This window comes from Nioella nitratireducens, assembly GCF_001879715.1.
In the GTDB taxonomy this organism is placed as follows: Bacteria; Pseudomonadota; Alphaproteobacteria; order Rhodobacterales; family Rhodobacteraceae; genus Nioella; species Nioella nitratireducens.
Window position 1 is genome coordinate 83,437 of sequence record NZ_MNBW01000007.1, and the last position, 14,190, is coordinate 97,626.

A 14,190-nucleotide genomic window follows, 5' to 3' on the forward strand; every position below is an offset into this window, starting at 1 on the left:
GACAAACGTGGAAACCGGTCTTGCGCCCCTGCGACATGCGACATCAGTAGGTTTGGGCGTGTCGCGTTCCTTTGCGGTCACTCTGCCCATTGCCAGGGCCGGGTGAATTCGCCCAGAACATCGGACACCTTGGCCTCGTCCACCTCGCCGGTCTTTTTGATGTGGGCGACAAGGCCCAGCTTCTTGCTTTCGACCACCTCGACCACTTCGGCGGCAAGGCCTGCCTCGGCAAGCGCCGCGTTGTAGATGCGGGTGATCGCCTTTTTGCGCAGGGCCGGTTTGAAGACCTTGCCGACAGCGGTCTTGGGCAGTTCGTCCATGATCTCGATAAATTTGGGACGGGCCGCGCGTTCATGGACGTGTTCGTCGCAATGCTCTTTCAGCTCCTTGATCGAAACCTCGGCCCCGTCGACCAGTTCGACATAGACGCACGGAAGCTCGCCCGCGAAGGCATCGGGCTGGCCGATCGCACCCGCAAAGGCCACGGCGGGGTGGCTGGCCAGTGCCTCTTCGATCTCGGCGGGGTCGATGTTGTGGCCGCCGCGAATGATCAGATCCTTGGCGCGGCCGGTGATCCAGAGGTAGCCATCGGGGTCGATGCGGCCCAGATCGCCCGTGCGCAGGTAGATGTCATCGTGGAAGAGGTCGATATTCTTGTCGCTCTCGGTGTAGGTCGAGCCTTCGAAGACGCCGGGGTTGTCAATGCAAATCTCGCCCACCTCGTCGGTGCCACATTGCACGACGCCCTCGGGGGTGTGCTTGAGAATGCGCACCTCGGTGTGGGGGAAGGGCACGCCCACCGAGCCGATCTTCTTTTCGCCCTCGACCGGGTTGCAAGAGACGAGGCAGGTCGCCTCGGTCAGGCCATAGCCTTCGATCAGGGTCACGCCCGTGGCCTTTTCGAAGCGGCGGAACAATTCGACGGGCAAGGGCGAAGAGCCGGAAAAGGCGGTTTTCACAGTGGAGATATCGGCGTCGACCTTGCGCTGCATCATCGCGGAAATCGCCGTGGGCACGGTGATGATGAAGGTAATTTTCCAGCGTTCGACCAGCTTCCAGAAATTGTCGAACACGCCCTCGCCGCGATAGCCCTGCGGTGTCGGGAAGACCACATGCGCGCCCGAGGCGACGGCGGCCATCAGGATTACATGGCAGGCGAAGACATGAAACAGCGGCAGCGGACACATGATATTGTCCTGCTCGCTGAACAGCAGCGTGTCCCCGAGCCAGCCATTGTAGATCATGCCCGAATATTTGTGCTGCGCGACCTTGGGCATTCCAGTGGTGCCGCCGGTGTGGAAATAGGCTGCAACGCGGTCTTTCCTGGGATCTTCGAAGGTCAGCCGGTCGGCGGGCTGTTTCGCCATCTCGGCAGAGAAGCTGAGCACACGGGCGTGGTGGCTGGCTTCGACCTTGGGCCGCAGGAACGGCACGATCCAGCTTTTGGGCGGGGTAAGGTAGCGCAGCAGATCGACCTCGAGCACCGTCTTGACGTTGGGGGCATAGCCCACGGCCTCGGCCACCTTTTGTGCGACGTCGGTCTTGGGAAAGGCCTTGAGCGTGACCACCACCTTGGCCCCGGTTTCGCGCAGGATGGCACTGATCTGTTCGGGCTCGAGAAGCGGGTTGATCGGGGCGGCGATGCCCGCCACGCAGCCGCCCAGAAGGGTGACCACCGTCTCATTGCAGTTGGGCAGGATATAGGCGACGGTATCGGTTTCGCCCACACCGAGCGCGCGAAAGAGGTTGGCGGCCTGGGTAACCTTGCCGTGCAGCTGGGTCCAGGTCAGCGTTTCGGCCTTGTCGGTCGGGCCGGAAAAGAGCTGATAGCTGATCGCGTTCATCTGCCCGACGCGATCGCGCGTCTTGCCCAGCAATTCGTAGATCGTGGCTGCGGGCTGGCTATCGGGCCAAGGGTTTTCCCGCTCGATCGTCTTGACGTCCGCGAGATTTGCAAACCGCGTCATTCCGCATCCTCCCCATGCATCCTGCGACGGCCCGTCGCCGGTTTCGCGCGGGCCATTCGTTCGTTGGCGGACAGGATGCAGGCAAGGACGTGCATCTGGCAAGCGTAACGCAACGCAAAGGGCTGGCATCGCGGTGTTGTGACGAAGGGTCACTTGCCCAAATGCGCGCCTTCGGGGGCTATTCGGCGGCCAGACCTTCGGTGAATTGCAGCCGCGCCAGACGGGCATACAGGCCGTCGCCCGCCACCAGTTCTTCATGCGTGCCTTCGGCGACGATGCGGCCCTCTTCGAAGACCACGATCCTGTCGGCCTTTTTCACGGTGGCCAGACGGTGCGCGACGATCAGCGTGGTGCGGTCGGCGGACAGATCGGCCACCGCCTGTTGCACCAGCCGCTCGCTTTCGGCGTCCAGCGCGCTGGTGGCCTCGTCCAGCAACAAGACCGGCGCGTCGCGCAGGATGGCGCGGGCGATGGCGATGCGTTGCTTCTGGCCGCCCGACAGCATGATCCCGCGTTCTCCGACATAGGTGTCATAGCCATCTGGCAGGGCCGACAGGAAGCCATGCGCGGCGGCGGCGCGGGCGGCGGCCTCGACCTCGGCATCGCTGGCATCGGGGCGACCGAAACGGATGTTGTCGCGCGCGGACGCGGCGAAGATCACCGGGTCTTGCGGCACCATGGCAATGGATTGGCGGAACGCGGCGCGCGACAGGTCGCGCAGGTCGGTGCCATCCAGCGTCACCCGGCCCGAGGCAGGGTCGTAGAACCGCAGGAGCAGTTGGAAGATGGTGGATTTGCCCGCACCCGACGGGCCGACAAGGGCCACGGTTTCGCCCGGTTGCACGGTCAGCGTCACGCCATCGAGCGCTTGTTGATCGGGACGGGTGGGATAGGTGAAGCGCACATCCTCGAAGGCGATGGCGCCCTTGCCCGCCATCGGCAGGGCGGCGGGGGTGGCGGGGTCGGCAACGCTGTCTCTGCCGGTCAACAGCTCGACCAGACGTTCGGTGGCACCTGCCGCGCGCTGCAATTCACCCCAGATTTCCGACAGCGCGCCCACGGCGCCCGCGGTCATGATCGCGTAGATCAGGAACTGGATCAGCTCTCCGATGCTCATATCGGCACCGCGCACGTCGCGCGCGCCAACCCATAGCACGCCGACCACGCCCGAGAAGATCAGCGAGATCACGATCATGGTCATGATCGCGCGGGTGCGGATGCGGGTCTTGGCGGCGTCGAAGCTCTGCTCGGTCACCTCGTCAAACTGATGCGCCGTGGCGCGTTCGTTGGTGAAGGCCTGCACCGTCTGCACAGACAACAGCGCCTCGGACGCCTTGCCCGAGCTTTCCGCGATCCAGTCCTGGTTCTTGCGGGACAGCGCGCGCAGGCGGCGCCCCAGAACGACGATGGGCACAATCACCACCGGCACGATCAACAGCACCAGCCCGGTCAGCTTGGGTGAGGAAAAGAGCATCATCCCCAGCCCGCCGAGGAAGATCAACGAGTTGCGCAGCGCAATCGAGATCGACGAACTGATGACCGAGAGGATCAGCGTGGTGTCGGTGGTGATGCGGCTCAGCACCTCGCCGGTCATGATCCGCTCGAAAAAGGCCGGGCTCATCGAGATCATGCGCGCGAACACGGCCTTGCGGATGTCGGCGATGACCCGTTCACCAAGGCGGGTGACGAGGTAATAGCGCAGGCCGGACCCGACCGCGAGCAACGTGGCCAGCACGAGCGCCGCAAGGAAATACTTGTCGAGCAGGCGCACGGTCTCGGACTCGAACCCATCCACGACCCGGCGCACCGCCAACGGAATCGAGAGCGAGACCGAGGCCGTCAGGACAAGGGCCACCAGCGCCGCGACCAGCATCCCGCGATAGGGCCGAACGAAGGGCCAAAGGGCACCGAGCGAGCCGATCTTGCGCGACTTTTCGCGGTCCTGTTCCGATACCGGTGCTTGCGCGGTGTGCTGGCTGTCGGCCATGAGAGTCCCCGGTGCTGTTAGCGGTGCCAGATTGGATAGCGCCCGACCGAAGACGGCACAAGGCCCCGGCCTGATGCAAAAGCGCGCGGGGGTTTCGGCGGGTCAGCCGCGGCGGCGATGCAACAGCAGTTGCGCGGTGCTGGACGCAAGGAAAAGCAGGGCCGCGACACAGACGATGGAGGGGCCGGTGGGCGTGTCATAATGCAGCGAGGCCTGCAAGCCACCGATCACAGAAAGCGCGCCGATCAGCGCCGCCGCGAGGGCCATTCGCTCGGGCGTGTTGGCAAAGGCACGCGCGGTGGCGGCGGGCACGATCAGCAGCGCCGCGATCAGCAGCGCGCCCACGACCTTGATCGCCACGGCCACAACAAGGGCAAGGGCGAGGGTCAGAACCAGTTGCTCGCGCCGCGGGTCGATCCCGGCGGCATGGGCGAGGTCGGGGTTGAGCGTGGCCGTCAGGAGCGCCGACCAGCGCCACCAGAGAAGGACGAGCACAAGGGCCGCGCCGCCCCAGACCACGGCAAGGTCGGCGCGCGTGACGGCAAGGATATCGCCGAACAGATAGGCCATCAGGTCAACGCGCACGCCATGCAGGAACGACACCGCGACAAGGCCGAAGGCGAGCGCCGAATGGGCCAGCACCCCCAGGAGCGTGTCCATGGCAAAGCCCCGGTTCGACAGGGTCGAAACCGTCAGCGCCATGACCAGCGACACCACCAGCACGCCGCCGAAGACCGAGGTCTGGAAGGCCAGCGCCAGCGCCACGCCGAGGATCGCGGCATGGGCCGTGGCGTCGCCGAAATAGGCCATCCGGCGCCAGACCACGAAACAGCCCAAAGGCGCGGCAGCGAGCACGAGGCCGATCCCGGCCAGCGCGGCGCGGATCAGGAAATCGTCGAGCAGGGTCATTCCGCCGCCTCCCCGTGGTCGTGGTGGGTGTGGTCGTGGTCGTGTCCATGGTCGTGGCTGTGGCTGTGTTCATGCCGGTAGAGCGCCAGTGCCCCCCCTGTTCCGGTGCCGAAAAGGGCGCGGTATTCGGGGGCAGAGGCGACATGCTCGGGCTCGCCCTGACAGCAGATATGGCCGTTGAGGCAGACCACCCGGTCGGACGCGGCCATGACCACGTGCAATTCATGGCTGACCATCAGCACGGCGCAACCCAAGTGGTCCCGGACCTCGGCGATTTTCTGGTAGAACGCGGCGGAGCCCGGCTGGTCGAGGCCTTGCGTCGCCTCGTCAAGGATCAGCAGATCGGGTTTGCCGAGCAGGGCGCGGGCCAGCAGCACCCGCTGGAACTGTCCGCCGGAAAGGCCCGCCATCTGGCGTGCCGTCAAGGCCCCTGCCCCGGCCTCGTCAAGCGCCGCCACCGCCTCGGCGTTGCTGACGCGCACGGGCAGGTCGAGAAAGCGGCGCACGGTCATCGGCAGGGTCGGGTCGATATGCAGCTTTTGCGGCACGTAGCCGATGCGCAAACCGGTCTTGTGCGTCACCCGGCCCGCGGTCGGGCGCAGCGCCCCGATGATGGCGCGCAGCAGCGTGGATTTGCCCGAGCCGTTGGGACCGACGATGGTGACGATCTCGCCCCGGTCGATGGTGAAATCGACATGGTGCAGGACGGTGTTGCCGCCAAGACGGACGCTCAGGCCCGTTATGCTGACAAGGCTCATGCCGCGTCCTTCTTCTGGCAGTTGGGGCAGACGCCCTCGGCCTCGGTCACGGTGCGCTCGATCCGGAAGCCGGTTTCGGCCGCGACCCGGTTGAGGTTGCCCTTGTCGGGTTCGGCCATGCCCTCGGCCACCGAATTGCAGATCCGGCAGATCAGGAAGACCGGCGCATGGGTTTCGCCGGGATGGGTGCAGGCGACGAAGGCATTGAGACGCTCGATCTTGTGCGCGAAGCGGTGGCGCGTCAGGAAATCGAGCGCCCGATAGGCGACCGGCGGCTGCGAGCCGAGGCCCTCGTCGCGCAAGCGGTCAAGGATTTCATAGGCGCCGAGAGCGCGGTGTTCTTCCAACAGGATTTCAAGCACGCGGCGGCGCACCGGGGTCAGCTTCAGGCCCTCTTCGGCGCAATAGGCCTCGACCGCCTCGAGCCCGCCATGTCGGCAGGCGCTGTGGTCATGTCTGTCGAATCCGATCGTATCCATCTGCGGCCTCATGGAAAATTCGCCTCTTGATACGTGATACTATTACAGGTATCAAGCCGATAGAAACGTTATACTGTAACATATGAGGTTCCCATGCGCCTGCCCCTGACCGCCCTGCCCTTGCTGCTGGCCACCCCCGCCTTTGCCGATTTGCCCCGCGTCGCCACCGACATCGCACCGGTGCACAGCCTTGTCGCGCAGGTGATGGTGGGCGTGGGCGTGCCCGACCTGATCGTCGACCCCGGCGCCTCGCCACATGGCTATGCGCTGCGCCCTTCGCAGGCGCGCGACCTGTCGCAGGCCGACGCGGTGTTCATGGTGTCCCACGCGCTGACCCCGTGGCTGGAAGGCCCGGTCGACAGCCTCGCCGGGGACGCGCTGGTGGTGGAATTGCTGGACGCGCCCGGCGTGAACGAATTGATGTATCGCGACCAGATTGCCTTTGGCGAGGACGATCATGGCGCGCAAGATACGCATGATGACCACGCCGCGGCGGACGCGCATGATGACCACGACCACGCCCACGAGGGGGTCGATGCCCATGCGTGGCTGGACCCGGAAAACGCGCGGGTCTGGGTGCAGGTGATCGCCGAGGATCTGTCGTCCATGGACCCGGACCACGCCGACACCTATCGCGCCAATGCCGCAGAGGCCGAGGCCCGTCTGGCAGACCTGCAACAAGATATCGCAGTCCGGATGGCGCCGCTGGCCGATGTGCCGTTCATCACCTTTCACGACGCCTACCAGTATTTCGAGCACCGCTTCGGGCTGTCGGGGGTCGGGGCAATTTCCCTCGGCGACGCCAGCGCGCCCTCTGCCGCGCGCATTGCCGAGATCCGCGAGCTGGTGACCGACCGCAACGTCGTTTGCGTCTTTTCAGAGCCGCAGTTCAACCCGGCACTGGTCGAGACCGTGGCCAGCAGCAGCGGCCTGTCCACCGGCGTGATCGACCCGGTCGGTGCGTCGGTCACGCCCGGCCCGGATTTCTACGCGGAGTTTCTGGAAAATGTCGCCGATGCCTTTCAGGACTGCCTGTCACCCTCGTAAGGGGCGGCCATGGGCGGCGATCCGTGGGAAAGGATTGGAGCGGGCGACGGGAATCGAACCCGTATCATCAGCTTGGAAGGCTGAGGTCTTACCATTACACAACGCCCGCTCGGCGTGGTTCGACTTATTGGATGGGGTTGCTGGCGTCAAGTATCTGCCGGGCGACCAACCGGGATTTTCAGCGGCCAACCGCAGGCTTGCCCTGTGAAAGCGTGTCGCCGGTACCGCCCGCGGGCGACACGCGCCAACCCCTTGATATCGCGCGGTCGAGGGCGGCCTAGACCCGCGCCTTTTCGAACGCTTCCCAAGCCTGCTGGAACGCCTCGAAATCAAAGCCCTCTTGTCGCGCCGGGCCCAGGACCAGCCTTTCGGTGTCCAGCAACGTCCGGATTGCCGCGGCAAGCGCGGGCAGCACGTCCCGGGGAACGACCAGCGCGCCATGGCGGTCGGCGTGGACCAGATCGCCGGGGGAAATGCGCAGGCCGAAAATTTCGACCGGGCAGTCGATGGCGCGGACATGGACGAAGCCGTGGCTTGGCCCGATCGAGCCCGCGATCACCGGGAAGCCCTTTGGCAGGTCGCCAAGGTCGCGCATGACACCGTTGGTCAGGGCGCCCGACAGGCCGAAGCCCTTGTGCACGGTGGTGTTGATCTCACCCCAGTACGCGCCGATTGCATGAGGAAAATCAACGTCTTCCACGACCGCGATGGCGGGATCCGGAGACTCGGCCATGTAGCGGTAATAGGCCATGCGGCGCGCGCGCACGGCGTCGGCGGGATCGGTGGGCGGGGCAACGGCGGCGATCTGGGCGGTGCGGGCATAGCCGACGATGGCGCCCTCTTCCGGGGCCGATGCCAGCATCGTGCCACGCGTGAAGGCATCGAAGCCGCGTTTGCCTTGCACGACCTCGATGGCGTTGCAGACGGTGGGGGTATCGACCGTGCGGAGCAGGTCCAGAAGCGTGCTGTTCATCAATCCTCCAACCAGCGGGTCAAGGCCGCCGTGGTGCGTTCGGGGTGGTCCAGTGTGGGCAGGTGGCCCGCGGTCTCGATGATCTCAAGGCGGCTGTTTTTCAGCAATCCGTGCATCAGCTCATGGCGCTCGACCGGGCAGAGCCTGTCTTGCCGCCCGCACAGGACGAGGGCCGGTCCATCAAAGGCCCGCAGCGTTTCCTGTTGATCGGGGCGATCACGCAAAGCTATGGATTGATTGATAAAAACCTGCGGCCCAAGGTCCATGGCCATGGCCATGCACAGCGCCTCGATCTGGGGTCTGCGGGGGCTGTCAGTGCAATAATTGGGGATCATCGCCTCGGCCATGACCTCTTGCAGGCGGCCGGCGCGGACGGCCTCGATCTGGGGCGCGCGGCGGGCCTTGACCGCATCCAGTTCGGCGCGGGGATTGGTGTCGAGCAGCGCCAGACGTGCCACCCGGTCGGGGGCCTGGCGCAGGATTTCCATGGCCAGAATACCCCCCATGGAAAGGCCCGCCAAGGCAAAGCGGGGCGGCGCCACGGCAAGGATTCCCCTCGCCAATTGCCCCATGCTGGCAGCGTTTCCGAGGGGCATTGTGGTGACGGGGTGGCGGCCGGAGAGGGCGGCGATCTGGGGGGCGAAGAGGCGTGCGTCGCACATCATTCCGGGGAGGAAAACAATGGGTGTCATGCTGCGTCCTCGGTCGAAAAGGAGGGGGTGCCCTGCGTACACCCCCTGTACACCCCCCGTACACCCCGCGTGCAGACAAAACGGCATTTGCGCGGGCGCGGGAGCGGCGTCGGAGCGGCCCTTGACGACGGCCGCCCCGGTCGGGTCAGGCCCCGGACCAACTGGGGCCAGCGGGGTCTTGGGTGGCGGTAATGCGATAGAGCGCGGCTTCGCCGGTCATCGCGGGCACGACGCTGTGGGCGAGGTGCTCGGGCACCGACATGGTGTCGCCTGGGGCGAGCGTCGCGCTGCCTCCGTCCCAGTCCACCCGCCAGTGGCCCTTGACCGGCATCAGAACGGTCGGGCGATCCTGCGCGGCCTTGGCGGGCGTGGCCGAGGCGCGGGTGAGGAAATCGACCTCGAAGCCCGGCTTGTCCTGAAGCAGCCCGGTTTCGCCGATCACGGTGCAGGGGCTGCGGTCGGCAAGCGCCACCATGTCCCAATAGCGCGCAACGTGGTTGGGCAGCACCTCTGCCGTGGTGGGTTCGGGGCGCTTGGCGAGTTCCTCTTCCGTCATCAGGGGCATCGGCTGCACACCCTCGGGCAGGTGTTCGCCCTTCTTGGTGTCGTAGAGCTTGCCGGTTTCGGCCAGCACCAGCCCGTGATCGGCGGCGTCCTCGATCACCTGCGGGGCCCACATGACGCCGCCGCCAGCATCGTCGCCGCCGAGGATTGCCATGATCATCCCGTAATCGGTGCCGATATTTTCAAACCCCCGGAACACGCCAGTGGGGATGTTGAAGATGTCGCCGGGTTCCAGCACGACCTCGCCCGCCGTGCCCCAGCGGCCCCAGAAGAAGCGCCAGCGCCCGGAGAGGACGAAGAACGCCTCTGCGGTTCGGTGATCGTGCAGCGAGTTGCGGCATTTGGGCGGCTGGCCCGCCGCCCCGATGTTGAAGCCGTGCGGGATGGTGATGTGGACGTGCTGGTCGGGGCTTTCCGACACGCCGCCGCCGATGATGGTAAAGTTTTCCTTCTGGTCGCTGCCCGGCGTGTGGGCGTCGATGAAGGCGGTCTTGCAGGGGTGCAGGTCGCCATAGCGAACGATGCGGGCGTCCATGTCTTGCGGGGTCATTTGATGTGTCCTTGGTGTGGAACTGCGGTTGGGGTGATTGGGCCGGGATCAGCCCGCCCCCGGTGGCCGCAGGTTCAGGCGCCGCGCACGGCGGGACGCGAAGTAGCCATGAAGGCGTGTCAGCGCTTTGGAGGGGTGGAGGCCGTGGACCTCGCGGCGCGGGACAAAGGCCAACGGCCGCCGCGCATCGCCGGGCCGCCCCCCGGCACGGCGATTTGGCTGCCACCGGCGCACCGCCCCAATCACTCGCGGACGTGGCCACAATAAACCGCCTCGCTCCAGCGCCCGATCGCCGCACCGCGGCCCGCCGACGCACAGCTGGCTCACTGATGGGGCGGCGCAGCGCCGGGTATCGCGCAAAGTGGTCACTCAGACCTCGCCTGTTTGCAGCAGGATCTGTTTCCAGATCGCGGTTTCGTCGAAGATCGTGTATTCGCGGCGCAGGCCCCATGGCCCGAATTCCGCGTGGGTCATGCCCATGATATGCACGCGCTTGGCCGTCGGGGTGCCGAAGCTGCCCCAGCCATCGTGCAGCCCGTCGAGCGACCAGCGGATCGCGGCGCGGGGCGGCATCAGATTGTCCTCACGCCCGATCTGGTGGTGGATCGTGAAGGTGGCCGAGGGGAAAGAAGCCCGCAGACCGAGCCAGAAGTCATCCACGCCGCCATGGCTCTGCCTTGTCACGCCACCGGGATATTCGCCGATCACCGCGCGGTCGTATTCCGTGGGAATGACCGCGAAATCGGCATTCATCATCCGGGTCAGGATATCGGCGTAACGCTGGCCCCACTCATTGTCATTGCCCCGGCCCGCATAGGGCCCCTGCACATCATTCTCGGGCAGGTAGGGTTGGATGCACGTTTCCGGCCCGCCCTCGCGCGCGATCAGGTCGCGGGCATATTCCCTGGGGGTCCACCCCAGTTGCCGCACGATGGCGCCCTGATCGCGGACCAGCCATTCATCGGTGATCCGGTTGGCGCGGGCATAGCAGTCGGCGATGATGCGATAATGCAGGGTCTTGCCGGTGGCCTTGCCATAGACGCCGTCATGGGTGTGGGTCGCGGTGGAATGCAGGCGATGAGAGCTGAGATACCCGTCATCATTGCCCTCGCACCATATCACGTCCTCGCCATACAGCGTCCGGTCGGGAAACTCTGCCAGTGTCGCCATGGTGGCGGCGACCACGTTCTGGTTGCCGATAACGATAGAGCCGGGCGAGCGTACCGGCATGTCGGCGCCGTAGTAGTGGTCAAGCGTGGCGATGCCGCGATCTTCCCAGATCTCCTTGGTGATGCCGATGATGTAGTCGGGAAAATCTTTCCACTTGGGGTCGAAGCCCTTCATTTTGTCCATCCTTCAGGAAGTCGTGCCGAGCCGCGCACCATCAACGGCCCGTCAATGGCCACGCGGCGCGGCGGGGCCGACGGGGTTTCGATCCGGGCCAACATGGTGCGCACGGTCTCATCGACCATGCGGTTGGCGGGCTGACGCACGGTGGTCAGGTTGTAGCTGGGCCATGCGGCGATGGTGACGTCGTCATAGCCTACGACAGACACGTCACCGGGCACCGACAGCCCGAGGTCGAAGCGTAGAACGTCCATCACCGCAAACGCCATGTGATCGTTGGCGACGAACACGGCATCGGGCCGGTCGGGGCGGGTAAAGAGATCGCGCGCCGCCGCCTGCGCCTGATCGGCATGGAAATTCCCGACGGCGCGGGCGTGCAGCGACAATCCCGCCTCGGCCAGCCCGTCGAGGAAGCCCCGTTCGCGGTCGCGTTGGGTCGAGGCGCCCTCCCACCCCGCGATATGGGCGACCTTGCGGTGACCGCCCTGGGCGAGAAACCGCGCCAGCTTGCGCCCGCCCGCCACGTTGTCAGAGGCGACCCCGGCCAGCGTTTCGTCATCCTGCAAGCGGTTGAACAGCACCACGGGCACGCCCGCCGCCTCGCAGCGCAGGGTGATGTCCGACGACATGGCGACCGAGGCCATGATGATCCCGTCGACCTGGTAGTCGAGGATTTCGGACACCACGTCGTCGATATTGCCCGCCGTCTGCGAGGCCATGAAGATCAGGACGTGGTAGCCCTGTGCCTGCAACGCGGTCGAGAGCTTTTCCAGCACCTCGGGGTAGAAATGGTTTTCGAGATAGGCAACGACGAGGCCGATCATCCGCGAACGCCCGGTGATCATCGCGCGGGCCAGCACGTTGGGGCGATAACCCAGTTCCAGCGCAGCCTTCTTTACCTTGTCGGCGGTCTTGGCGGAGACCGAGGCACCGGGGGTGAACACACGCGATACCGCGCTTTGGGAGACGCCGGCCCGTTCGGCCACTTGCAGGGATGTCACTTTCTCCGCCATCAGTCCGCCGTCCAGCCCCCGTCCACCATCAGCGCGGTGCCGGTGATCAGGGCCGAGGCATCGGCGGCGAGGAACACGACCGCGCCCATGATGTCCTCGACCTCGCCGGGGCGGCCGAGCTTGATCTTTTCCTTGATCCATTCCGCGCGGTCGGGATCGTCGAAGGTGGCTTGCGTCAGCGGGGTCAGGATGAAGGTGGGGCAGATCGTGTTGACTCGGATCTGCTTCGGCCCCCATTCGATCGCCATGGATTTGGTAAAGCCTTCCACCGCGTGCTTGGTGGCAGAATAGACCGCGCGGTCGATCCCGCCCACATGCGCCATCTGGCTGGAAATGTTGATCAGCGTGCCGGGTTTGCCTGCCGCCGCCAGCCCCTTGGCCACGGCGCGGGTCAGGAAATAGGCCCCCTTGATGTTGAGGGTGCTGACCGCGTCGAAATCGGCCTCGGTCGTGTCGAGCGCGGGCGCATGGCGGGCCATCCCGGCAGAGTTGACGAGGATGTCGAAGGGGCCATGGTCGGCAACGGCGGCCTCGGTCGCGGCCACGTCGGACACGTCCATCGCCAGTGCTTCGGCGCTGTGGCCCCCGGCGTGCAGATCGGCGACCAGCCCGGCCAGCTTGTCGGCAGAGCGCGCGGCGACGACCACATGGGCCCCGGCCGCGGCCAGCGCGGCGGCGCAGGCCAGACCGATGCCGGACGAGGCCCCTGCGACCAGAGCGCGTTTGCCGTCGAGGCGGAAGGAGGGGGTCTTGGGCAGGGTCATGCAGCTCTCCAGTCCGGTTCGGGGATTGCGCCGGGAACCCGCGCCTTGTTGAATTCGCGCATCCTTGCCAGCACGTCGACCCCAAGCTGCCGGTAGGCGTCGAGAATGTCCACGAGCACCCAGTTTTCCCGGATCAGGCCCTCTTCCAGCCGCCAGAAGTCGAGGCTGCGCAGCAGGATCTCGGCCCCCGTGGGGGCGACCCCCATCCAGCCGTCGCCCGACAGCGTAAGCCGCATGTTGGGCCAGCCGGTTTCGCAGACATAATCGCCCTCGCCCACCCAGTGGGACAGAAGATCGCCCATGGCGTCGAGCTTGCGGTCCGGCATTCCGCGCAGGAACGGCCCCTGGTGCCAGGTGCGGAACCCCGAGATGCCGCGCGCCGTGCCGATGCCTGCGGGCCCATACCAGTTGACCTTCGGGTGCCAGTAGTGGTCGAGCCGCATGACCTCGGGGTTGGGATCGCCGGGGAATTTGCACAGGTCGGTCAGCATGGCGACGACATGGTCGAGCGCCGCCTGCCCGGCGCCTCGCACCGACAGCCCGTCACCCGACATGGGCGAAGGCGTGCACAGATACGCGCCAAGCTGCGGCGCCATCGGCCAGGCGCGGGCCTGCATCATCAGTTCGGGAATATCCCAGATCGCCTGCATCTCGGTGATCTTGCCATCCTCGATCCGGAAGAATTCGTGATAGCGCATATGGGCGAGGTGGCCGGTCGGCGGAATGCCGAGGAAGGGCGCGCGGAAGGTTCCCATGTAATTGCCCATGCAACCGACCCAGTCCTGCCCTTCCGGTGTCGTGCCCGCCATGACGATCATGTCGCGGCGTTCGAGGTCGGGCATGGCCGCCAGCAGTGGCGCATAGGCGGTGTCGTAAAGCGCCGCGCCACCGGTCAGGTCGCCGAACGGGTGGCAGAGATTCACCGCGACATTGGGCGCGATATCCGCCAGCGCCTGCCGCACCGGGCCTTCGGCAAAATCGGCCATCGCCGCCCGAAGCGGGGCAAGTGCGGCCTTCAACTCCTCTTGTCGTGTCATGCTCTTCTTCTTGGTCCAAATACTCCGGGGGGTCGTCGTTGGTGCGCCATTGGTTCAAGCCCAATGACGACGGGGCTGGCCCCCCGCTGCGATCCGTCTGCTG

The 14,190-nt window shown here is 65.9% G+C and carries 13 protein-coding genes and 1 tRNA gene; 1 reads left to right on the forward strand and 13 read right to left on the reverse strand.

What is annotated here, in order from left to right; all coding sequences use genetic code 11:
* Nucleotides 1-77: 77 nt before the first annotated feature.
* From BKY27_RS08450 to BKY27_RS08470, 5 genes are all read right to left on the reverse strand, one after another.
* On the reverse strand, nucleotides 78-1,967 hold the full coding sequence (locus BKY27_RS08450; RefSeq protein ID WP_071674032.1) for an acyl-CoA synthetase: 1,890 nt from the start codon (nucleotides 1,965-1,967) through the stop codon (nucleotides 78-80).
* A gap of 178 nt (nucleotides 1,968-2,145) precedes the next feature.
* On the reverse strand, nucleotides 2,146-3,954 hold the full coding sequence (locus BKY27_RS08455; RefSeq protein ID WP_071674033.1) for an ABC transporter transmembrane domain-containing protein: 1,809 nt from the start codon (nucleotides 3,952-3,954) through the stop codon (nucleotides 2,146-2,148).
* Nucleotides 3,955-4,056: 102 nt separating this feature from the next.
* Nucleotides 4,057-4,863, reverse strand: coding sequence for an iron chelate uptake ABC transporter family permease subunit (locus BKY27_RS08460; RefSeq protein WP_199559088.1), 807 nt, complete (start codon nucleotides 4,861-4,863; stop codon nucleotides 4,057-4,059).
* Nucleotides 4,860-5,621 (reverse strand): metal ABC transporter ATP-binding protein, encoded by a 762-nt coding sequence (locus tag BKY27_RS08465; protein WP_071674034.1) that lies wholly within the window; start codon nucleotides 5,619-5,621, stop codon nucleotides 4,860-4,862. The genes BKY27_RS08460 and BKY27_RS08465 overlap by 4 nt, the downstream gene beginning before the upstream one ends.
* Complete coding sequence (locus tag BKY27_RS08470; RefSeq protein ID WP_071674035.1) at nucleotides 5,618-6,100, reverse strand: Fur family transcriptional regulator; 483 nt, start codon at nucleotides 6,098-6,100, stop codon at nucleotides 5,618-5,620. Before BKY27_RS08470 ends, BKY27_RS08465 begins: the two co-directional genes overlap by 4 nt.
* Before the next feature lie 93 nt (nucleotides 6,101-6,193).
* Between BKY27_RS08470 and BKY27_RS08475 the strand changes: the two genes are divergently transcribed.
* Nucleotides 6,194-7,147, forward strand: a complete 954-nt coding sequence (locus BKY27_RS08475) for a zinc ABC transporter substrate-binding protein (RefSeq protein ID WP_071674036.1) — start codon at nucleotides 6,194-6,196, stop codon at nucleotides 7,145-7,147.
* 35 nt (nucleotides 7,148-7,182) lie between these two features.
* Here the strand turns inward: BKY27_RS08475 and BKY27_RS08480 are convergent.
* The 8 genes from BKY27_RS08480 to BKY27_RS08515 all read right to left on the reverse strand — a co-directional run bounded on the left by BKY27_RS08480 (nucleotide 7,183) and on the right by BKY27_RS08515 (nucleotide 14,087).
* A tRNA-Gly gene (locus BKY27_RS08480) sits at nucleotides 7,183-7,256 on the reverse strand.
* Nucleotides 7,257-7,424: 168 nt separating this feature from the next.
* Entirely contained in the window at nucleotides 7,425-8,120 is a 696-nt protein-coding gene (locus BKY27_RS08485) for an RraA family protein (RefSeq protein WP_071674037.1), read from the reverse strand.
* Nucleotides 8,120-8,812: an alpha/beta fold hydrolase gene (locus tag BKY27_RS08490; protein WP_071674038.1), complete on the reverse strand. Its 693-nt coding sequence runs from the start codon at nucleotides 8,810-8,812 to the stop codon at nucleotides 8,120-8,122. The genes BKY27_RS08485 and BKY27_RS08490 overlap by 1 nt, the downstream gene beginning before the upstream one ends.
* 145 nt (nucleotides 8,813-8,957) lie before the next feature.
* On the reverse strand, nucleotides 8,958-9,926 hold the full coding sequence (locus tag BKY27_RS08495) for a cupin domain-containing protein (protein WP_071674039.1): 969 nt from the start codon (nucleotides 9,924-9,926) through the stop codon (nucleotides 8,958-8,960).
* Nucleotides 9,927-10,295: 369 nt separating this feature from the next.
* Entirely contained in the window at nucleotides 10,296-11,270 is a 975-nt protein-coding gene (locus tag BKY27_RS08500) for a nuclear transport factor 2 family protein (protein WP_071674040.1), read from the reverse strand.
* Nucleotides 11,267-12,286, reverse strand: coding sequence for a LacI family DNA-binding transcriptional regulator (locus BKY27_RS08505; protein ID WP_407668412.1), 1,020 nt, complete (start codon nucleotides 12,284-12,286; stop codon nucleotides 11,267-11,269). Before BKY27_RS08505 ends, BKY27_RS08500 begins: the two co-directional genes overlap by 4 nt.
* Nucleotides 12,286-13,050, reverse strand: coding sequence for an SDR family NAD(P)-dependent oxidoreductase (locus BKY27_RS08510; RefSeq protein WP_071674041.1), 765 nt, complete (start codon nucleotides 13,048-13,050; stop codon nucleotides 12,286-12,288). The genes BKY27_RS08505 and BKY27_RS08510 overlap by 1 nt, the downstream gene beginning before the upstream one ends.
* Nucleotides 13,047-14,087: an ester cyclase gene (locus BKY27_RS08515; RefSeq protein ID WP_071674042.1), complete on the reverse strand. Its 1,041-nt coding sequence runs from the start codon at nucleotides 14,085-14,087 to the stop codon at nucleotides 13,047-13,049. Before BKY27_RS08515 ends, BKY27_RS08510 begins: the two co-directional genes overlap by 4 nt.
* Nucleotides 14,088-14,190 lie beyond the last annotated feature (103 nt).